Genomic DNA, 20,532 nt, shown 5'->3' on the forward strand with positions numbered 1-20,532 from the left:
CCTTCTTCGTGAAGGAAGGGCACACAAGAAGACAACGGATGTTGTGAGCAAGTCATAGTGTGACAACACGGTGTGGTAACAACACACCAGAAAACAAACACACCGGACTGAACACCCGGCCTCAGCTTGAACTACCGACCTAATTTGTTGGGCGGCCAGAATACCGACCCCCGACATGCCAGTTTGCCTGGCGACCATAGAGCATTGGAACCACCTGACCCCATCCCGAACTCAGCAGTGAAACGATGCATCGCCGATGGTAGTGTGGGGTTTCCCCATGTGAGAGTAGGTCATCGCCAGGCGCCAAAAAGGAAAGACCCCTGTAGCTTCGCTGCAGGGGTTTTTGCTTTTAGGATGCGGGGTTCTCTTTTACTACAACGGGCCATGTGAGCGCGCCTGTTCACCAACGGTGAGCGGCAAGGAGGCGCCGTAGGCGTCCCAAGGGGATAGCGAGCAACGCTCGCTACCTGTAGTAGGTCATCTCCAGGTGCCAAAACGTAATCGCCCCAAGCAGCAATGCTTGGGGCGTTTTAATATGCGAGATGCTGGATGGCGTGAGGGCCCGCTTGAAGGCCTATTTAACGCCGCTCAAGACACGAACGCTGGGCCCTGTCCGCGATCCCTGAACCACTTGGTAAGAATGAACTTGGACCCGGCTTCAACGGGTAAGCCGGCGTGCTCGGAGTTCAGGTTGGGCTGTCCGTCTTTGAGCAGGTTGTTCCAGCACACGGCTCTGCCCTGCTCTGGCATCACCGTTTTGTTGATCTTGGTGAAGTGCGTGCCTCCGCCTTGTTCTGTGTGGTTCAGATAGATCATAAAGGTCCAGGTGCGCTGCCCCTGGATGCTGGCAAAACGAGTGTATTCAGGGGTGCCTGGGGGGAAGTAGTCCGGGTGCGGTTTGAACTGCTGGCCGGGCTCGTACCACTGCCCTTGATTGATCTCCGACCACCCCAGGCTAATGCCCAGGGTCTGGGATATAGCTTCGTCTATCTCTGCGATGTAAGGGTGGTCGCGAACAGAAAGGTTACAGGTCCGGCTTGATCGCATATCTGACTGGCGCTCATAACCGTCCACTTGAGATGGGTAGGCATTTTCGCGAATTATCTTGATAAGCGTGTCGCACTGAGTAGCGTTCAGAAAATTGGGTATCGTGAAAAGTTGTAGCTTGGTTTGATTCAGCGGAACAACGCGCTCGCCGTAGGCGTTACGTACAAGTTTCGGGTAGGCAAGGGCTTGATAATCGGGGCCTGCGTTGATTTTTTCTGGCTGCTCAATTTGACCGGCCGATTGCATAGCGCTTTTGTAGCTGTTCTTGGGTAGGACCTTCTTGAACGCGTACTTGATATCTTTATCCGTAAAGCCTTTCTCTTTGAGCTGGTTGCGGATTTCGGCAACTGTGGCGCCTTGCTTTAGCTGAGAGCGGGTCCAGTCCAGCCAGCTATCGCCAATGGGCATAGCGCACCTCGTTTGAGCTTGTAGGTCAGGGTCGTCACAGCGTAGCTGCGCTAACCGAATATAGTAATCACAAAGTAGTTTATCTTACTTTGGCCGCTCATCACGCAGGGTTTAGATCTGGGGTAGCGCGACTGCACGACAATTTGCTGTGGGACGTTGATGTTAAACTTACACGGTTGAGTTTGCGCCGATGCTTGCGGTCTGACGCATTGAGTGAATAGCCTGACTGGTTTATCGAGGGTCCGTGGATGAGCTTCAATGCATTGTGGGTGGTATTGGCTTTGCTGATAGGGGGCACGCTCTGGATGTTCCTGCGTAAGCCAGCATCAAAGCCGCGCTCTACTCCGCGAAAAACGGCGCCGGTAAGTCGTCCGAATGCAAAGGGGGCGGAGTCGGCCGAGTTGCCAACCGTAGAGTCGGAGGTTATCGCCGTCCCGGATGCGTCATTAACTCCAATGCCAGAGGAGTTGCGGGACTTGCACCTAATCATGCAGAGCGAGCTTGATGAGGCCGCATGTGCTCGCATTAAGTTTATCTGCACAAACATGCCCGAACCGCACCCGGTCCAGAGGCAGCTCGCCGGAGGCCTTGATACTCCGGAGGCGCTAATGGAGGCTGTGGCCTCTGATGCAGGACTGACGGCGAGTATTTTACGCACTGTGAACTCTGCAGCGATTTCCTTGGCATCACCTATCACCAGTGTGCAGCATGCCATTACTTATCTTGGAGTCAGTGTTGTAAAGGGGCTTGTTGCGCAGGCCGCGGTGGCCGAGCGACTTGATGAGGGAACGCCAGAGTAGCAGGCTGCGCTCTCTCGTATTTGGAAGTCGGCATGCACCGCCAGCGCTCTGGCGCAGATGTTGGGTCAGGAGCTCGGAGTACAGCGTCCTTCAGTTTTGGCCACCAAGGCCCTCTTCTTTAATCTCGGTGACGTCGCTTTGACGATGAGTATTGAAGAATCGCCCGCGTGGTATACCGATGGAGTAAGTATTGTTCAGCGTGTTGCAGCGCAGCAGCAGGCCTGCGGTGCAAACGCGGCAATAGTGGGTTCAATGCTTGCCGGTTTATGGCATCTTCCTGACGCTATAGCCAAGGCCATCGAGTTTGGCTTGCTTCCCTTGGTCAGGTCTTCGGCTGAGCATCCCATGCAAGGAGAGGCGAGGCGAGATAATGTTTTGATGTATCTGGCGGGCCGCATTGGTGACCGGGTAACTTATCGCGGCCTACGTGATATTGCAGACTTGAACCTTATCGATTCCGATGAGCCTGGACTGTTTTATCTCCCAGGGCAGCTGGAGGGTGCTGGTTTGGGCAAAATTCCCCAGCTGCTGCAGGACCCTGCCTTTCGACGCAAAGCTAATCGAGTCCTGGCAACGCTCAACGGCTAGACAGCTAGTGCTATGAGACTTTGCCTCTGCGCGTCCAGCCAGAGCTGTCTACGTATGCATCGCGAAAGTCGCTGATGTCTTCGGGCGGGTAGGGTCTTGTGTCCACCGGCAGGGTTCCCAGATAACTATAACCCTGTATACCTGGATCAAACTGCAGCGCCTGAAATTGCACGCCTTGTTTACGAGCGTCGGCGGCGGATTTCGCAAAAGCTGGATCATGCAGCGCACTGGGCCTAACGAATTCTCCATCGCGGCGCTGAACGACAAAGAGCACACTGGCTTTGTCGCCTTGTTGGACCTTGCTGGCGAGTGTTTCCAGGTGCTCAGTAGCTCGTTTGCTCACCGAGTCAGGGAAGTATGCACCGCCATCCGGATAGACCAGATGGCAATTTTTTACCTCTACCCAATGCCGCCAGTTGCGTCCCTCCAACAACAGGTCAATACGCGAGCGATTGCCATAGGCTACTTCCCGAGACAGGCTACGATAGCGTTTCATGCCCTTGATCAGTCTTGCTTGCACCACGGCTTCCGCGAGGCGGTTAGGTAAAATGCTATTCACGCCGATGATGACGCCATCGATCTCCAGCAACTCCAGGGTATAGCGCAGTTTTCTTGGGCTGTCGTCAGGGACTTTTGATACCCATGCGCGGCTGCCTGGCCGAATCAGGCCTTCCATTCGTCCAGTATTGACGCAATGCGCGTCGACCTCTTGATTGCCGAGCGCTATGCGCGCGATGAATCGATCGTAGCGGGCAAGAAATTTGCCTTTTATGAGAGCTGTTTTGTGGGGGATAAGCATCTTGCGAGAGTAGCACCGCTTGGTTATGAGAATTGGATTAATGTCTTTTTGTGCACCGTGTCCGGGGCAGTGCGAGTCTCAGCGGGTCGCGTTAAACTTAATGTCCGATAGATGGGAGAGTACGCAAATGAAGACAGCTCAAGACTTAGTCGCCGCAGCCAAAACCGACGTGGTCGAGGTCCCTCTGGACCAAGTTGAGTCCGCGCTGATCGCTGCAGATGTAATCATCGATGTTCGCGAGGGGAATGAGTTTCGCGACGGGCACTTGGCGGGCGCGGTTAATATTCCCCGGGGATTGCTGGAATTTATACTTTCGACGGATGAGGCGTTACAGGATAGATCCAAACACATTGTGCTTTATTGCAAAAGCAGTGGCCGGGCCGCCCTGGCCGCTAAATCCATGCAGGAGATGGGCTATCTGCATGTGAGCTCGATCGCCGGCGGTTTCGACGCCTGGAAGCAGGCCGGCAAGCCTGTGGCGCATCCACCCGAGCCCGACTTTGGCTGAAGAGCAAGGTGTTGTCAGGCAGCACCCGAGGTTTTATAGATCAGTCGCGGCAGTGTTGTGTTGTTAACGTATCTCAAAGATGCAGCTTTTGCTTCCGCTGGCGCAACAGTGGGTTTCGACGCAGCGTAAGTTAGGATCCACTATGGAGCTAAACAGACGCTGAAACACGGCGCTGTGCCAATCGCATATGGGCTCTTCTGAGTGTTCTCCGCGAACAACCGGGTTATCGGTCAAAGCGAACACTAGGGGTTGCTTTGAAAGCACTTTAAACTTGCCCGAACCTGCGAATGTCCAGGCATGCTTTGCTATGACACTGGCAAGAAGCGGTGCTGACAGCCAGGGAGGGAGGTGATGCATAACCTGTAAAGCTGCTTTTGGAATCCTGCGTGCAATAATGTGATCGGCAGTACGTTCGCCCGCCCTGATAGTGAGCGCGGGTGCCAGAGTAGGATGGTCTGCCCGAAGCGCTTGATGTAATGTCGCGGCGGGAGTTTCCGCCATCATGCCCTGATCGGGGGGTAATTCAGGCATGCCCGAAATCATCAGAAGTCGGTCCCGCTCGGCTTCACCCAAAACGTCATCCATCAGTGGTACCAGCTCTAAAACACTGCCAGGCCCTATGCGGGCAAGTCCATCATCCGGCGGGGGAATTGCCACGGGTGCATTCACTAAGCGGTTTCCTCGGTCATAAAAGATTGCACAACACTTCAACATAAGTGTCTAATAAAGGTAACACTAGAATTGTTAACTAAAATTGACATATGTCAAGGATAGATTGGGCGCCTAAGCTTTAACAATTAACGGGAGTACAGAATGTCGACACAGCCATTAGCCCCTGCTATCCAGGCCGACGAGGTGGTTTGGAGCTTGCCGGGCGTTGCCCCTGTGCTGTGCTACTACCGTCAAGGCGAGGGATGCCCCCTTTTGCTCTTGCACAGTATGAATGCAGCCGCGAGCGCCTTTGAAGTTAAGCCCTTTTTTGATGACATGGCGTTGAAGCAGCCTCTCTATGCGCCGGATTTGCCGGGGTTCGGGCGCTCAGAACGTGCGGATCGTGTCTACAGTCCCGACTTCTATGCGCAGGTTGTGGTCGACATAATCAAAGCTATGGATTGCGGTCCCGTCGATGTACTTGCGCTGTCTACTACGGCGGAGTTTGCGGCCCGCGCGGCTTTACGGGATAGCGACTTGGTTCGCAGTCTTACACTGATTTCGCCGACGGGCTTTAGTCGCAGACGGGACTCGCGGTCGCCTGTAGGTGCTCGAGTTCATCGCATCTTGAGTTTGCCTTTTCTTGGGGCGGGGCTCTTTCGAGCGTTGCGGACCAAGCCGAGTATCCGGTTTTTTCTGGACAAAGCGTTCGGCGATGGTGCCCCGGAAGACATGGTCGAGTATGCGCGAAACAGCGCTGCGCAGCCGGGAGCGTCCTATGCGCCGTTTTACTTCGTGTCGGGTCAGCTCTTTACTCCAGATGCGGTGGGCGAGCTTTACCTCCCGCTGAAATTACCGGTGTCGGTACTTTACGATGAGGACCCCAATATCAGTTTTGATTACCTGGAGGAGGTCGCTCGCCAAGGTGATAACTGGAGTCTGGTGAAAATTCCTGGAACCCTGGGGCTGCCCCAGTTCGAAAAGCCGTCGCTGACTGAGTCTGCGCTTAAGGAATTCCTGAAAAATCTTTAATGGTGTCCCTCTAGTGACAGCTACCACATCCATTTTATAAATCTATCGTGTAAGCTTGACGTGACATAGGCATCGTATTGCGGGTGCCTTCCGCGAAACAGTTGGAACATAACTATGGCGAAAGCCTTCCCGTTTACGGCCATCGTTGGTCAGGACGATATGAAAACCGCGTTACTGGTGGCCGCTGTCGACCCTTCAATTGGTGGGGTTTTAGTGTTTGGCGATCGTGGAACGGGCAAATCCACGGCCATTCGTGCCCTGGCGGCATTGATGCCAAAGATCCCCATGATTGAGGGTTGCCCCTTTAATTGTGACCCTGACAAGACGCCAGCGGGTTTATGTGCGCGCTGCGAGTCCGGTGACAAAAAGCTGAGCACCCGCGCGTCACCCATTCCCGTCGTGGACTTGCCTTTAGGTGCTACCGAGGATCGTGTGATCGGTGCGCTGGATTTGGAGCGGGCTCTTCATGATGGCGAAAAAGCCTTTGAGGCGGGGCTTCTTGCGCGTGCTCACCGTGGCTTTTTGTATATTGATGAAGTGAACTTGCTCGAGGATCACATCGTGGACTCGCTATTGGATGTAGCAGCTAGCGGTGAGAACGTTGTGGAGCGAGAAGGCTTGAGTGTTCGTCATCCCGCTCGATTTGTATTGGTCGGTAGTGGTAACCCTGAGGAGGGTGAGTTGCGGCCTCAGCTGCTGGATAGATTTGGTATGTCCGTGGAGGTCAAGACGCCACAGGATGTGGCCACGAGAGTTGAGATTGTGCGGCAGCGCGATGCCTTTGAGCGCGATCCTGAGGCTTTTGTTAAGCAGCAGCAGCGTAAGGAGGGGCGGGTGCGTCGGCAGTTACAAAAAGCCCGGGAGTCACTTGATTCTGTGGAAGTCGCCGATGAGGTGCTTGAGGCGGCGGCAACGTTATGTCTCTCTCTTGGCACTGATGGCCTGCGAGGCGAGCTTACACTGGTGAGAACCGCGCGAGCTCAGGCGGCTCTGGCAGGTCGCAAGGAGGCCACGCTGGCTGATATGCGTGCTTTGGCGCCGTCGGTGTTACGCCATCGTTTACGACGCGACCCCCTCGATGAGTCTGGGTCCACTGCGCGAATCGATAAGGCGCTCGCGGCACTTTTCGATTGACTGTTCCTGCTACTGATGAGCAGCTTGCTCGCTGGGGCGATGCGGCATTGGCTGCAGCCTGCCTTGCGGTAGGAGGGCATAGTGTCGGTGGCATTAGACTCAGAGGGCGTCCCGGCCCTGTCCGTGATTTTTGGCTGGAGCAGTGTCGTGCCTTGCTATCAGACGATACCCCCTGGCGAAAAATCCCCCTGCATTGCAGTGAGTCACGTCTCCTGGGTGGCTTGGACCTCGCGGCAACTTTACGTAAAGGCTCCCCGGTAGCAGGGCGGGGTTTGTTGGTAGAAAGCAGCGGGGGCGTGGTCCTGTTGAGTATGGCCGAGCGAGCTCCGTCGACCGTGGTGGCGCCACTTGCTGCATTGCTTGATGAACCCGTACTGCGTGTCGAGCGCGAGGGCATTGCTGCCCAACACTCCTGTCGGTTATCGCTCATTGCGCTCGATGAAGGCGTCGATGATGAGGCGCTGTCTGCGACTCTTATAGAGCGCCTTGCGCTGCAAATTGATCTAACGCCGATTCCTATTGCGGCATTGGACGACTTTCCTTGGACTTCTGCAGATATTGTTCGCGCCCGTGCGGCGAGTGAGGAGGTCGGCCTTGATGATCAGGCCCTGCGGAGCATTTGTCAGGCAACCCTGGCTCTGGGGATTGACTCTCCCCGGGCGGCATTGCTTGCCGCCAGAGTCGCTCGAGTGTTGGCTGCTCTTGCGGGAGAGCAGGAAGTGGCTGAGGAGCAGCTTGAGCAGGTTTTGCGGCTGGTGTTATTGCCGCTGGCGACGCAGCTGCCTGCCGCCGAGGAGGCCGGGGACGCTGCGGCTGATGATTTGGATGATGGTCCCGAGGATGAGCAGTCTGCATCAGATGTGCAGCCTCCGGAACCGCCTAAAGATGAGCCTGCATTGAACTCGCAGGAGTCTTCTCAGGATTCGGAGAAGGCGTCGTCGCCTGAATCGGAGCCCTTGGACGAAGAACGGATTCTCGAAGCTGCCCAAGCTGTGTTGCCTGCGGACTTGCTGGCTAAGTTGCTTGGTGGGGCCGTGCGTCCTCGCCGCAACGCTGCTAGCGGAAAGTCCGGTGCTCGCCAGCGCGCAAAGATGCGCGGGAGGCCCATGGGAAGTCTTCCCGGGGATCCCCGCAGTGGTGCACGGCTGGATGTAATGGCTACCTTGCGTACCGCCGCACCGTGGCAGCGCCTGCGTGGGGCGCCCACAGGTGGAGCTCGCTTACGTGTTCAGGCCGATGATTTTCGTATAGTGCGTTTTCGTCAGCGCACGCAAAGCGTCACGGTGTTTGTTGTTGATGCATCCGGCTCTTCGGCACTTTATCGTCTCGCCGAGGCAAAGGGGGCGGTAGAGTTGCTGTTGGCTGATTGCTATGTGCGTCGTGATGAGGTCGCCTTGATTGCCTTTCGCGGTAGCGGTGCGGAGCTTCTTCTGCCGCCAACACGCTCTTTGGTGAGAGCCAAGCGAAGTTTGTCTGCCCTTCCTGGAGGTGGCGGAACCCCTCTGGCGGCGGGGATCGATGCTACGGCGGAGCTTTTGGAGCTGTTGGAGCGGCGTGGTGCCACGCCAGCCTACGTCATGCTCACTGATGGGCGCGGCAACGTTTGCCGTGATGGAACCACGGGACGAGAGCCTGCGCTGGCCGACGCCATGAGCGCTGCGCAGAATCTTCGTCTGTCCAGTTCCGCTGCGGGCATGGTTATTGATACATCGCCGCGACCTCATCGTTGCGCTGCCGAATTGGCAAAATCTCTGGATGCTTTGTATCTGCCACTTCCCAATGCAGATGCGGCGCAGCTGCAGGCTGTTGTGCGTCAGGTTGTGAGCTGAGTTTATGACAGGCTACGACTTACCCGCGGATTGGCCCGATGCTCAATTCAGTCATTTCGTCGAAGCAGCAGGATTGCGCTGGCATGTGCAGATTCGCGGTACGGGTCCCGATCTACTGTTGCTGCACGGTACCGGCGCTTCGTCGCATTCCTGGGTGCCTATGGCGCGTTTGCTTGAGCGCAACTTTCGAGTGATAGCACCGGATTTGCCGGGGCAGGGGTTCACTCAGTTGGCGCCGGCTCAACAGTGTTCTCTGGCAGGCATGGCGCAGGCAGTCGGAACGCTGCTGGGAGTCCTGGATGCCCGGCCCAGCTTGCTGGTCGGTCATTCCGCGGGAGCGGCTATTGCGGCAAGCCTGTGTTTGCGTGGTTCTCTGGATCCCAAAGCTATCGTGAGTATCAATGGTGCGATGCTGCCCTTTGGGCGCGCCGCAGCACCGGTTTTTAGTAAGGCTGCGCAGCTGCTGGCGGCATCGCCCGTGTTTACGCAATTAGTAGCTTTGCACGCCGTACCTCGAAAGCCCGTTGAGCGAATGCTCCGACAAACCGGTTCAACGACACCCCCAGAGATGGTGCGCTGTTACCGGCAGCTCCTGGGTAACCCCAGACATGTCGCTGCTACGCTGCGCATGATGGCTAATTGGGATCTTTCTCAGCTTGAAACGAATCTTGATCGTTTGAACCCGGCGTTGTGTTTGTTGGTGTGTAATAACGATTCGGTGGTTTTGCCTGAGCAGGGCGAGGAGCTTGCAAGGCGTGTTCCTCAGGCGCAGCTCCACAACATTGACGATTTGGGTCATCTTGGCCATGAAGAAAGCCCTGACTGGTTTGCTGATTGGGTGAGTAATCTGGCAAAAGCGCAGGGTCTATAGAAGATTGCTTTGTGTCTGTGCAAGCGCGAGACTTGCTGTTACTCTGTAAAGCAAGTTAGACACATAAAGTGTAATTTATAGTGAACAGTATCGTCTCCCCTGACTCCCCATCACGCACGGGCGCCCGACCACATGCCATAGTGATTGGGAGTGGCTTCGGTGGTCTTGCGGCAGCTATCCGTCTTTCCGTGCGGGGCTATCGCGTAACGGTTCTTGAGAAACTCGATGCGCCGGGCGGGCGGGCTTACGTGTTTCGACAAGATGGTTTCACCTTTGATGCGGGCCCAACGATTATTACGGCACCGTTTCTACTGGAAGAGCTGTGGACGCTCTGTGGGCGAAACTTCAGTGACGATGTAGATCTGCGTGAAATGGCGCCGTATTTTCGTCTTCGTTTTGATGATGGAGACACCTTTGACTACACCGGTGATCCCGAGCAGATGCGCGATGAGATTCGACGCATCGCTCCTGATGATCTTGATGGCTACGAGCGGTTCCTTGAACTTAGCGCCACAGCGTACCGTCTGGGTTACGAGCAGATGGGGGATATGCCATTCACCAAGATCACCGATATGCTCAAGGTGATCCCCGAGATGCTGAAGATGCAGGGCTTACGCAGCCTCCATTCATTGGTTCGAGCACATGTAAAAAGTCCCAAGCTGCAAACGGTACTTAGCTTTCATCCCTTATTGATTGGTGGAAACCCCTACTCGGTTACCGCGGTCTATGCATTGATTTCTCATCTAGAGCAGCAGCACGGTGTGCACTCTGCAATGGGTGGAACCGGAGCTTTGGTTACGGCTATGGTTTCTCTTATGGAGTCTCAGGGCGTTATTCTTCGGTGTAACGCCGAGGTGGACGAGATCCTTGTGGAGGGCGGTGAGGCTCAAGGTGTGCGCCTGGCATCGGGTGAGGTGTTACGCTCAGATATCGTTGTATCCAATGCGGACGCGGCGTGGACTTATAGACACCTGTTGCGCCCGGAGCATCGGCGCCACTGGACGGATCGTAAAATAGAGCGCTCGAGTTTTTCCTCGGGCCTGTTTGTCTGGTACTTCGGTACGGATAAGCGTTACGAGAATGTTCCTCAGCATTCAGTGTTGCTTGGGCCAAGATACAAGGGCCTTCTCGATGACATATTCAAGCATCATCATCTGGCGGACGATTTTAGTCTGTATCTGCATCGTCCTTCCCAGTTGGATCCGAGCTTGGCTCCGGAGGGCTGCGATACCTTCTATGTATTGGCACCGGTGCCTCATCTTGAAAGCGGCACGGACTGGGAGGCGCAGGCTGAGCCATTTCGCCTTGCGATTCAAAAACGACTTGAGGAGACCGTTCTGCCGGGGCTATCGGAGCATGTTCAGACATCTTTGCTCATGACGCCACTGGACTTTCAGAGTCGCCTACTCGCCTTTCGTGGTTGCGCCTTCAGCTTTGAGCCAAAGCTCACCCAAAGTGCCTGGTTTAGGCCGCACAATGTGAGTGAGGATGTAAAGGGTTTGTATCTGGTGGGTGCCGGTACGCACCCCGGTGCAGGTATTCCAGGCGTTATCACCTCGGCAAAGGTGTTAGATAAGGTGGTCCCGCATGCGCACAGTTATGCCTGATCCATCGACCGCGGCGTCGACGCTGCCTCGGCAAAGAGAGGCTATCCCCGCAGATCCTCGTTCTGACACTGCGCATTGTCGAGCAATGATTCGCACCGGATCAAAGTCGTTTTTTCTCGCTTCGCACCTGTTGCCCTCGCAGTTGCGTGGTGCAGTCTATGCTTTGTATGCATTTTGTCGTGAGGCGGATGACGCCATCGATGATGGTGTGGATCCGCTGGCGGAACTGGTGACGTTCAGGGCTCGTCTGGATGCTGTGTATGGTTTGGGGCTTCCCGAAAATGTCGTAGATCGCGCGCTTGCTCGAGTGGTTCGAGACTACGCTCTACCCAGAGAGTTGCTGGAGGCCCTGCTGCAGGGTTTTGCCTGGGATGTGCAGTCTCGGGCTTATAAGGATCTCGCAGGTGTTTACGGCTACGGAGTGCGTGTTGCTGGTTCTGTGGGAGTCATGATGGCATTGCTCATGGGTGTGCGTGACCCGGGCATGCTGGCTCGGGCGGCAGACTTGGGTGTTGCGATGCAGTTGACCAATATTGCCAGAGACGTTGGTGAGGATGCTGTGGCCGGTAGGGTCTACCTGCCTCTGCGTTGGCTGCGAGAGGTGGGTCTTAGCCCTCAGGCTCTTATCGACAATCCTGACTTTTCGCCGGAACTGGGTTCAGTGGTTACGCGACTACTGAGTGCCGCGGAGTGCTTGTACGCCCGAGCCGATAGTGGGATAGCGGGTTTGCCTGCGCGCTGTCGACCGGGGATTTATGCGGCCAGAAAACTCTATGCAGGTATTGGCCATGAGCTTCTGCGTCGCGGCGCGGATAGTATGTCTCAGCGCACTGTACTGCCAGTACACCGCAAGCTATTGCTTACCGCGAGCGCGGTGATTCCTCCCCGCGTAAACCTTGCACACCTTAGTGCCGACCCGCTTCCGCAGGTGCGCTTTCTCATTCGTGCCATCGACGGCCTGTCCCCACCTGAGTCTATAGAGCAGCCGCAAGCGGGCATTGCCGGAGACATCGATTGGGTGCTGAATGTTTTTGCTGAGTTGGAGAGACGAGATCGCGACGCTCATTCCCCTGAGCCTGTGTTTAGGTCAAGCGCGGCATCCTGAAAGGAAGTAGTGTTTGTACCCAGCGCTTTTCGAAGCGTTGCATCGACAGGCTTTCGTGGATGCCAATGCCTGGATCATTTGCAAATGTCGTTTCTACCAAAGATCTTGCATAGAAAGGCGTATCTTCCAGCGTCTGTAAGGTTTTGGGTTTCGCTTCGGCGCCCGGCATGCGGCGCTTGACTCGCCAGATCTGTGTCGGCGGGAGCGCAGCAGACGGTCGGGGTGCTTCGGTGCTAATCGAGCCATCGCGAGCAAAGCGCAGCGCCAGGCGGTAGGGTTCCCTATGCGGGGAGCGCGCTTCGTAACGCACTGCACAGTCTCCGTTGCTCAATCGAGCGCGCGTCCAGTCCCACCCAGAGAATCCGTCAGCCAGGGGCTCGCTTCCGTAGTTGCTGTCCAGATATCCGTCGCCAGACCAACGCGTATTCAGTGTCGGCATATCGACTTCGACTCGTGCGATCGGTGCTATAGGGTTCCAGTGATGTCGTCCGCGATGATCGAGCTCTAGGCTGTGTGTAGTGAGTGAAGATGGAGTGATCTTGACTGTGCCCTGCATACGCTGGGCGAATGGGGTGCAGCGCTCATCCACTCGAGCCATAAAGCTTTGTCCGTCCCAATCTATTCTACTGGGGCCCAGCCGATAGCTGTCTTGGCTGCGCTGAAGCTGCGCGGCTGAGCGCTCCGTCATGCTCCAGCGCTTTTTGCCCGATGGTCCATATAAAATGGTATTGAATGCGCAGTGATTTTCGGCGCTTTGATCGCCGCGGCGTCTGGCTCGCGCGTAGTAGGGCGAAAAGACGCTGCCGACAAAGATGATCATTGTGATCGCCTGTTGACCGTCATCGCTGATGGCGTCGACATACCACCAAAGGTAGCCGTTATCGGCGACTGGTTCTGCGAAGTTAAGACCCGGGTTCCGGCTGCTATAGCCCGCAGGGCGTTCAATTGTCTCCTTGCTTTGAGTCTGTGGAGCACTCTTAGCGTCGGTTTTGTCTGAGGCGGCGCGCATTCCTACTTGTATTCCCCGGGCGTCTAATCTAAGTTACACAATAAGTGTAAACTAATATTAACAGTCTGGGGTCGACTTATGCCTTTAGGTGACAGTGATTTTGAGCAGGTGCTGCGCTCCGCGGTAGCAGAGGCAGCAGATGCGCGCTGCCCGAAGCGCTTAGCAGCGGCGTTGCAGCATGCGGTGTTTCCCGGAGGCGCCAGGGTTCGTCCCAAGCTTTGTCTTGCGGTTGCCTTGGCGAACAACTGTGACGCGCCGGCACTTGCCGCAGCCGCTGCAGCGTCCGTGGAGTTGCTGCACTGCGCCTCTCTTGTTCATGATGATATGCCTTGCTTTGATAACGCGGATGAGCGTCGTGGTCGCGAGTCTGTGCATTCGGCTTTTGGTGAGCCTATTGCTTTGCTGGCGGGTGATGCCTTGATTGTGTCGGCGTTCGCTTTGCTGGCCAGGCCGCAGCTTCCTGCAAAAAACCGTCTCTCGCAGTTGCTCCGGGTGGTGGCAGAGGGAGTCGGTGCTCCTTGCGGTATTGCGGCAGGTCAGGCCTGGGAGTCCGAGCCTGTGGTCGACGTATCTCTTTACCATCGCTCTAAAACCGGCGCCCTGTTCATTGCTGCGACAGCGGCTGGCGCTGCGGCTGCGGGGGTCGATGTCGCACCCTGGCGAGACCTGGGTGCCAAGATCGGTGAGGCGTATCAGGTTGCCGACGATATTCAGGATGCGACTTCAACTCCAGAGCAGTTGGGCAAGCCTTGCGGCGTGGATGCCGCTCTTCAGCGCCCCAGTGCTGTCTCTGAGTTGGGTCTGGAGGGCGCAACACGCCGCTTGCGGGAATTAGTGGAAGAGGGTGTTGTTGCAGTGCCGGCCTGTGCGGGACGTGCAGAGCTTCAAGAGGTGGTGCGCCAGCAGGCGCAGCGATTTCTGCCCCAGGCCTGCGCTGTGGTGGCAGCCTGAGTAATAGCTGTTCCTCCAGGTTTTTCAGCGGCGTGATTCGATGCGTCTAATGGACTGGTTTTTTGCCCGCAGAGACAGGCTTCTTGGTAGTCCGGCCTTTCATCAAGGTGTATTACGTTTCCCTCTGACACGCTGGGTGGCGCGGCGCCGTGCGCGGGAGCTCTTCGATATTACTGCGGGGTTTGTGTATTCCCAGGTGCTATCGGCGTGCGTGCAACTCGATCTTTTTGAGCGTTTGGCTGATGGCCCGGTGACCGGTGTGCAGCTGGCATCGGACTGTGCAATTCCTCAGGACGGTCTGCTGCGCCTGCTGGAGGCTGCCGCAGAGCTTCGGCTGGTTCAGCGTTGGGGCTCTGATGCCTGGCGTCTCGGTGACCTGGGTGCCGCGAGTCGCGGTAGTCCGGGTATCGCGGCCATGGTGCGTCATCATGAGCTGTTGTATCGCGATTTGGCCGAGCCCTTGGGTTTATTGGAAGACCGTTCTCAAAGTGCTCTCGGTGAGTATTGGGCCTATGCGGCTGAGCCGGGTCACAGTGAAGCAGAAAACGCGCAGCGCTACAGCGAGCTGATGGCGCAATCACAGTCGTTTGTTGCCGATGATGTGCTTGCGCATTGTTCCCTGGATCGTCGGCGGCAGCTGTTGGATGTTGGCGGCGGCAGCGGGGTGTTCGCGGCTGAAGCGCTGCGTCGCTTTCCTGGATTGCGCGCCACGGTGTTTGACCTTCCCGATGTAGCCAGTCTGGCGAATGAGCGTTTTGCACGGGAGGCTGTGTTGGCACGAGGAAGTGCACTCGGTGGGGATATGTTCAATGACCCGCTTCCTGAGGGCGCTGATGTTATTAGTCTCGTACGTATCCTTCATGACCACGACGATGAGCCTGTGATGCGTCTTTTGCGCGCGGCGAGACAGGCTATTACCCCGGATGGACTGCTGCTGGTCGCAGAACCCATGGCGCAAACCGGCGCTGCACCGGGGGTGGGGGCTTATTTTCATCTTTATCTGTGGGCTATGCGTAGTGGGCGTCCCAGAAGTTCTCAAAGAATTCAGGCGATGTTGGAGGCGGCGGGATTTGCTGATGTGCGAGAGCGGCGCACCTATCAGCCGCTTCTTGTGAGGGTTTTGACTGCTCGTCCGGCTGCCGTTACGTGATGGGCGAAGGCTTTGGATTTTAATCTGTCATTTTAGCTTGACAGCACAGGCTGTCCATATAAACTGACACCATGAACAAATTGACGTATTTAGCTTAATGGGAGAGTCCTAGTGGTGGATCGCACAGCGACTGCCGTTGTATTCGAAAAGCCTGGAGTGATGTCTCTTCGCAATGTCGGCCTTATTGAGCCTGGCGATAGCGACTGTGTGGTTGAGGTCCTTTGGAGCGGTATTAGCACCGGCACGGAGCGACTACTTTGGGATGGCCGAATGCCCGCTTTCCCCGGTCTTGAGTACCCTCTAGTGCCAGGTTACGAGTCGGTAGGGCGCGTCGTTGAGGCGGGATCCTCAGGCCTGCATAGAGTAGGTGACCTGGTGTTCGTTCCAGGCTGTGCTGGGTATACCGATGTTCGTGGTTTGTTCGGCGCCTCAGCTGAGGTTCTGGTGGTTGGCGCCGATCGCTTGGTGGCTATCGATGAATCTCTGGGTGATCAGGGCATATTGCTTGCGCTAGCGGCCACTGCACATCATGCAGCGATGCGTGTCGGTAAACACGCACTGCCGGACCTGATTATTGGACATGGTGTACTTGGACGATTGCTGGCGCGAGTGGTCCTGGCACTCGGTGGCGAGGCGCCGACTGTTTGGGAAATGAATACGCAGCGCCACGGTGGTGCGGTCGGTTACGAGGTGCTTAGCCCGGAAACAGATCCTCGCCGGGATTACAAAGTCATCGCTGATGTAAGTGGCGATGCGAATATTCTTGATAGCTTGATAACCCGGCTCTCGCCGGGTGGTCAGATAATTCTGGCGGGCTTCTACCATGCCCCGCTGAATTTCACTTTTCCGGCGGCATTTCAGCGCGAAGTGTCCTTCTCTATTGCAGCTGAATGGCAGAAACCTGATCTCGAATCGGCACTAAGTCTGGTCCGTGCTCAGTCTTTATCGCTTGACGGCTTAATTACTCATCACCAGTCCGTGCGAACCGCAGCTCCTGCGTATCGCATGGCATTTGGTGACCCGGACTGTCTCAAGATGGTCCTCGATTGGAGGTGCATGCACTAATGAATAAAGCTGTTACTCAATACACCCCTGGTGACGACGAAGGCTCATTACTGGCGAGCTCAGACGAAGGCGCATCCAAGACCCAAATTATCGCCATCTACGGAAAAGGTGGTATCGGCAAAAGTTTCACGCTGGCAAATCTTTCTTACATGATGGCCCAGCAAGGCAAGAAAGTTTTGCTCATTGGATGTGACCCAAAAAGTGACACCACATCGCTGCTGTTTGGTGGAAAGGCGTGTCCAACGATTATCGAGACCGCCTCTAAAAAGAAAGCGGCCGGCGAAGAGCTGGTTATCGGCGATGTTTGCTTTAAGCGAGACGGCGTTTTCGCCATGGAGCTTGGTGGTCCCGAAGTAGGGCGCGGTTGCGGCGGTCGCGGAATCATTCATGGTTTTGAAACACTCGAAAAGCTGGGTTTTCACGACTGGGATTTCGACTTCGTGCTTTTGGACTTCCTGGGGGACGTTGTATGTGGTGGCTTTGGATTGCCCATCGCAAGAGATATGTGCCAGAAAGTGATCGTTGTTGCCTCTAACGACCTTCAGTCGCTCTATGTAGCAAACAACGTATGCTCGGCGGTGGAGTACTTCCGGCGTTTGGGTGGCAATGTAGGTGTCGCTGGAATGGTCACCAACAAAGATGATGGTACCGGTGAGGCTGCAGCGTTTTGTAAGTCTGTGGGTATTCCTGAGCTTGCGGCGATTCCTGCGGATGAGGATATCCGGCGCAAGAGCGCTAACTACGAAATTGTCGGTCGCCCGGATGGTCAGTGGGGTTCGCTCTTTGCTGATCTGGCCGCTGCGATTACCGATGCGCCACCTTTGCAGCCCAACACCCTGACTCAAGACGAGTTACTGGAACTGTTTGATGGCGATGCCGTGGGTCGGGATGTCGTTTTGCAGCCCGCTACGATTGATGAGCTGTGCAATCTTGAAGCGCTCAATCGTCCATCCCTTGAGGTGATATACGACGATGTCTGATTCAGTGGCTACCGTCGATCCTGCGAACCTTATCGCGAGCTCCGGCGCAGAAGAAACGGTATCCGGCTGCCATGCTGGCGCCGACACAATGAAAGATGCTGCGGCCAAAGCCGGCAAGAGTGAAGTCCTTGAACAATATGCAAAGGACTATCCTACTGGCCCACATGATCAGCCGCAGAGTATGTGTCCTGCCTTCGGGTCGCTACGGGTAGGCTTGCGTATGCGCCGAACGGCGACTGTGTTGTGCGGGTCCGCCTGCTGTGTGTACGGTCTTACCTTCACCTCTCACTTTTATGGCGCCCGCCGTACCGTTGGCTACGTCCCTTTCGACTCAGAAACGCTAGTTACCGGAAAGCTGTTTGAAGATTTGCGTGAAGCGACCTATCAGCTCGCGGATCCCGACAAGTACGACGCTATCGTCTTGATTAACTTATGCGTGCCGACTGCTTCGGGCGTTCCGCTGGAGTTGATTCCCAAAGAGATTAACGGTGTTCGCGTAGTAGGTATTGATGTGCCTGGTTTTGGTGTGCCTACGCACGCTGAAGCGAAAGATATTCTTGCCGGAGCCATGCTGTCCTATGCCCGGTCCGAGGTGGAGCGGGGGCCTGTAGCGAGGCCTACGAGCGATGCTTCGGGTCGCCCCACTGTTGCTTTGGTGGGTGAAATATTCCCGGTCGATGCAATCATGATTGGTCGCATGCTTGAGCCCTTGGGCCTGTCAGCCGGGCCGATCGTACCGACCCGTGAATGGCGGGAGCTTTACTCAGCCCTCGCCAGTCCCATTGCTGCGATGCTTCATCCTTTTTATACCGCCACCGCACGGGAGTTTTCTTCTGCCGGCAGAGCCCTTGTAGGCTCTGCGCCTGTGGGACATGACGGCACTGCTGCATGGTTGGCTAACATTGCCGATAAAGCAGGTGTCTCTGCCGAGGTCTTGGCGAAAACCAGCAACGCGCTGCTGCCTGCCATTCGCGGCGCTCTTCAAGCCGCACCCATTGACGCCCGCATAACCTTGTCCGGTTATGAGGGTTCTGAACTCCTGGTGGCGCGCTTGCTGATTGAAGCGGGTGCCGATCTTCGATATGTCGGTACCGCCTGCCCTCGCACACCTTGGTCTGATGACGATCGGAATTGGCTGGAGTCGCGCGGTGTACATGTCAACTATCGCGCGTCTCTTGAGGATGATATTGCCGCAGTAGAAGAATTTCAGCCTGACCTTGCCGTTGGCACTACTCCGGTCGTTCAGCACGCCAAAGAACAAGGTATTCCAGGGCTTTACTTCACCAATCTCATTTCCGCGCGACCTCTCATGGGGCCAGCTGGACCTGGGTCTCTTGCCCAGGTGATTAACACGGCTGTCGGTAACAAAGAGCGCTTTACACGCATGGAAACTTTTTTTGCGGGAGTCGGCACAGGTGCCACATCAGGTATCTGGCCAGCGTCATCGGGGAGGGCTGCCTAGTGTTAGTTCTCGATCACGATCGCGCCGGCGGTTACTGGGGTAGCGTTTACGTATTTACCGCGGTGAAAGGCCTGCAGGTAATCATCGACGGACCGGTGGGTTGTGAAAATCTTCCTGTGACCTCTGTTCTGCATTACACAGATGCTTTACCCCCTCATGAATTGCCAATAGTCGTTACCGGCCTGGCAGAAGAAGAGCTCGGACAGACAGGTACTGAGACAGCACTGCGACGGGCGCACAAATCACTGGACCCCAAGGTTCCTTCGGTCGTTGTTACCGGCTCCATTGCCGAAATGATCGGCGGCGGCGTTACCCCCCGGGACACGAATATTGAACGTTTTCTGCCAAGAACAATTGACGAAGACCAATGGCAAAGTGCCGACCGTGCGCTGTATTGGTTGTGGGACCGCTACGGAAAGAGCAAGAAAAAGAAAGCTGCCAAAGGAAAAGAAACACCAAAAGTTGAAGGCGCCAAGCCCAAGGTCAATATCATTGGACCAATTTATGGCTGCTTCAATACCTGGTCTGATCTGGCGGAAATTCAAAGACTGATTGAAGGAATTGGCGCCGAGGTGAATCTCACCTTTCCCATGAGCGTTGATTTGAGTGACGTGCCAAAGCTTGCGGATGCCGAGGTTAACGTCTGCATGTACCGAGAGTTTGGGCGCAAGCTGTGTGAAGCACTGGAAAAGCCATTCTTGCAGGCGCCTATTGGTCTTCACTCAACGACTGCATTTTTGGAGTCCCTCGGCGAACTGCTTGGACTGGATCCGCAGCCATTTATCGAGCAGGAGAAGCACAGCACAATTAAGCCTCTTTGGGACCTCTGGCGCTCAGTCACACAAGACTTTTTTGGTACCGCCAGTTTTGGTGTTGCCGCGAGCGAAACCTACTCTCGGGGATTGCGTCACTTCCTGGAGGATGAGCTGGGAATGCCCTGCAGTTTTGCATTCTCTCGCTGCGCCGGGAAAAAGACCGATAACGAAGAGGTGCGAGCAGCCATTCATGAAAATGCTCCGCTTATCGTCTTTGGAAGTTACAACGAACGCATGTACCTCGCAGAGAGCCAGTCAAGGTCAATGTACATTCCGGCCTCACTACCGGGCGCTGTGGTTCGTCGACACACCGGTACGCCGTTTATGGGTTATGCCGGTGCCTGCTATGTGCTGCAGGAAGTATGTAATGCCTTGTTCGATGCGCTCTTTCATATTCTGCCTCTGGGCACCGAGCTTGATCAGGTTGACGCTACGCCGTCTCGACTCAACATCGCACTTAACTGGGACAGAGAGGCGGAGACGCTACTGGAGCAGCAATTAGAGCGAGAGCCTGTGCTCATACGCATTTCGGTTGCAAAGCGCTTGCGCGACGCGGCCGAGCAACGTGCGAGAGAAGCAGGTGTGAGCACAGTGGGTGTAGAGCATCTGGACGCCAGTGTTAGGTCGAGAAAAGTTTCAAGCGATGTCGCCGAAAAAGAGACGGTGTAGGCGATCGCTATAAAGAAAATAGGAATTGCGAGCCAAAACCGGGGAGGGCGGA

17 protein-coding genes, 1 rRNA gene and 1 pseudogene are annotated in these 20,532 nt (G+C 55.8%); 15 read left to right on the forward strand and 4 right to left on the reverse strand.

The features are described from left to right. Positions 1–186: 186 nt before the first annotated feature. Positions 187–302 (forward strand): 5S ribosomal RNA (rrf, locus tag R0135_RS17185). Between the two features lie 286 nt (positions 303–588). Here rrf and R0135_RS17190 read toward each other — a convergent pair. Next, positions 589–1,455 carry a prolyl hydroxylase family protein gene (locus R0135_RS17190; RefSeq protein WP_407348126.1) on the reverse strand — a complete coding sequence of 289 codons (867 nt, stop codon included), beginning with the start codon at positions 1,453–1,455 and terminating at the stop codon, positions 589–591. 488 nt (positions 1,456–1,943) lie between these two features. On the opposite strand from R0135_RS17190, the pseudogene R0135_RS17195 reads away from it, so the two are divergent. Next, positions 1,944–2,843, forward strand: a pseudogene (locus R0135_RS17195) (HDOD domain-containing protein). A 10-nt stretch (positions 2,844–2,853) separates the two neighbouring features. Here the strand turns inward: R0135_RS17195 and sfsA are convergent. After that, positions 2,854–3,642, reverse strand: a complete 789-nt coding sequence (gene sfsA / locus R0135_RS17200) for a DNA/RNA nuclease SfsA (protein ID WP_407348127.1) — start codon at positions 3,640–3,642, stop codon at positions 2,854–2,856. 127 nt (positions 3,643–3,769) lie between these two features. On the opposite strand from sfsA, the gene R0135_RS17205 reads away from it, so the two are divergent. After that, the gene (locus R0135_RS17205; RefSeq protein WP_407348128.1) at positions 3,770–4,150 is read left to right on the forward strand and encodes a rhodanese-like domain-containing protein; all 381 of its coding nucleotides are present in this window, start codon (positions 3,770–3,772) and stop codon (positions 4,148–4,150) included. Positions 4,151–4,213: 63 nt separating this feature from the next. Here R0135_RS17205 and bchJ read toward each other — a convergent pair whose 3' ends face one another. After that, complete coding sequence (gene bchJ, locus R0135_RS17210; protein ID WP_407348129.1) at positions 4,214–4,819, reverse strand: bacteriochlorophyll 4-vinyl reductase; 606 nt, start codon at positions 4,817–4,819, stop codon at positions 4,214–4,216. A gap of 144 nt (positions 4,820–4,963) precedes the next feature. Here bchJ and R0135_RS17215 point away from each other — a divergent pair, with 144 nt between their 5' ends. The 6 genes from R0135_RS17215 (at position 4,964) to R0135_RS17240 (ending at position 12,379) form a co-directional block, all read left to right on the forward strand. Then, the gene (locus tag R0135_RS17215; protein ID WP_407348130.1) at positions 4,964–5,833 is read left to right on the forward strand and encodes an alpha/beta fold hydrolase; all 870 of its coding nucleotides are present in this window, start codon (positions 4,964–4,966) and stop codon (positions 5,831–5,833) included. A gap of 114 nt (positions 5,834–5,947) precedes the next feature. Then, entirely contained in the window at positions 5,948–6,967 is a 1,020-nt protein-coding gene (gene bchI, locus R0135_RS17220) for a magnesium chelatase ATPase subunit I (RefSeq protein WP_407348131.1), read from the forward strand. After that, the gene (locus R0135_RS17225; protein ID WP_407348132.1) at positions 6,964–8,796 is read left to right on the forward strand and encodes a magnesium chelatase subunit D; all 1,833 of its coding nucleotides are present in this window, start codon (positions 6,964–6,966) and stop codon (positions 8,794–8,796) included. The genes bchI and R0135_RS17225 overlap by 4 nt, the downstream gene beginning before the upstream one ends. A 4-nt stretch (positions 8,797–8,800) precedes the next feature. Next, positions 8,801–9,667 carry an alpha/beta fold hydrolase BchO gene (gene bchO / locus R0135_RS17230; protein WP_407348133.1) on the forward strand — a complete coding sequence of 289 codons (867 nt, stop codon included), beginning with the start codon at positions 8,801–8,803 and terminating at the stop codon, positions 9,665–9,667. 80 nt (positions 9,668–9,747) lie between these two features. Next, positions 9,748–11,274, forward strand: a complete 1,527-nt coding sequence (locus tag R0135_RS17235; protein WP_407348134.1) for a phytoene desaturase — start codon at positions 9,748–9,750, stop codon at positions 11,272–11,274. After that, positions 11,255–12,379 carry a phytoene/squalene synthase family protein gene (locus R0135_RS17240; protein WP_407348135.1) on the forward strand — a complete coding sequence of 375 codons (1,125 nt, stop codon included), beginning with the start codon at positions 11,255–11,257 and terminating at the stop codon, positions 12,377–12,379. Before R0135_RS17235 ends, R0135_RS17240 begins: the two co-directional genes overlap by 20 nt. Here R0135_RS17240 and R0135_RS17245 read toward each other — a convergent pair. Then, complete coding sequence (locus tag R0135_RS17245; protein WP_407348136.1) at positions 12,357–13,388, reverse strand: carotenoid 1,2-hydratase; 1,032 nt, start codon at positions 13,386–13,388, stop codon at positions 12,357–12,359. The genes R0135_RS17240 and R0135_RS17245 overlap by 23 nt on opposite strands. Before the next feature lie 78 nt (positions 13,389–13,466). Here R0135_RS17245 and R0135_RS17250 point away from each other — a divergent pair, with 78 nt between their 5' ends. From R0135_RS17250 to bchZ, 6 genes are all read left to right on the forward strand, one after another. Further along, positions 13,467–14,339, forward strand: coding sequence for a polyprenyl synthetase family protein (locus R0135_RS17250; protein WP_407348137.1), 873 nt, complete (start codon positions 13,467–13,469; stop codon positions 14,337–14,339). A gap of 40 nt (positions 14,340–14,379) precedes the next feature. Beyond that, complete coding sequence (locus R0135_RS17255) at positions 14,380–15,489, forward strand: methyltransferase (protein WP_407348138.1); 1,110 nt, start codon at positions 14,380–14,382, stop codon at positions 15,487–15,489. A gap of 111 nt (positions 15,490–15,600) precedes the next feature. Next, positions 15,601–16,554: a chlorophyll synthesis pathway protein BchC gene (gene bchC, locus R0135_RS17260; protein ID WP_407348139.1), complete on the forward strand. Its 954-nt coding sequence runs from the start codon at positions 15,601–15,603 to the stop codon at positions 16,552–16,554. After that, positions 16,554–17,534, forward strand: a complete 981-nt coding sequence (locus R0135_RS17265) for a chlorophyllide a reductase iron protein subunit X (RefSeq protein ID WP_407348140.1) — start codon at positions 16,554–16,556, stop codon at positions 17,532–17,534. Before bchC ends, R0135_RS17265 begins: the two co-directional genes overlap by 1 nt. Continuing rightward, a complete protein-coding gene (gene bchY, locus R0135_RS17270) occupies positions 17,527–18,996 on the forward strand; it encodes a chlorophyllide a reductase subunit Y (RefSeq protein WP_407348141.1) in 1,470 nt (489 codons plus the stop codon). Before R0135_RS17265 ends, bchY begins: the two co-directional genes overlap by 8 nt. After that, on the forward strand, positions 18,996–20,480 hold the full coding sequence (bchZ, locus tag R0135_RS17275; protein ID WP_407348142.1) for a chlorophyllide a reductase subunit Z: 1,485 nt from the start codon (positions 18,996–18,998) through the stop codon (positions 20,478–20,480). Before bchY ends, bchZ begins: the two co-directional genes overlap by 1 nt. Positions 20,481–20,532: the final 52 nt, after the last annotated feature.

Origin of the sequence: Congregibacter variabilis (assembly GCF_045689235.1) — a bacterium.
Classification (GTDB): domain Bacteria; phylum Pseudomonadota; class Gammaproteobacteria; order Pseudomonadales; family Halieaceae; genus Congregibacter; species Congregibacter variabilis.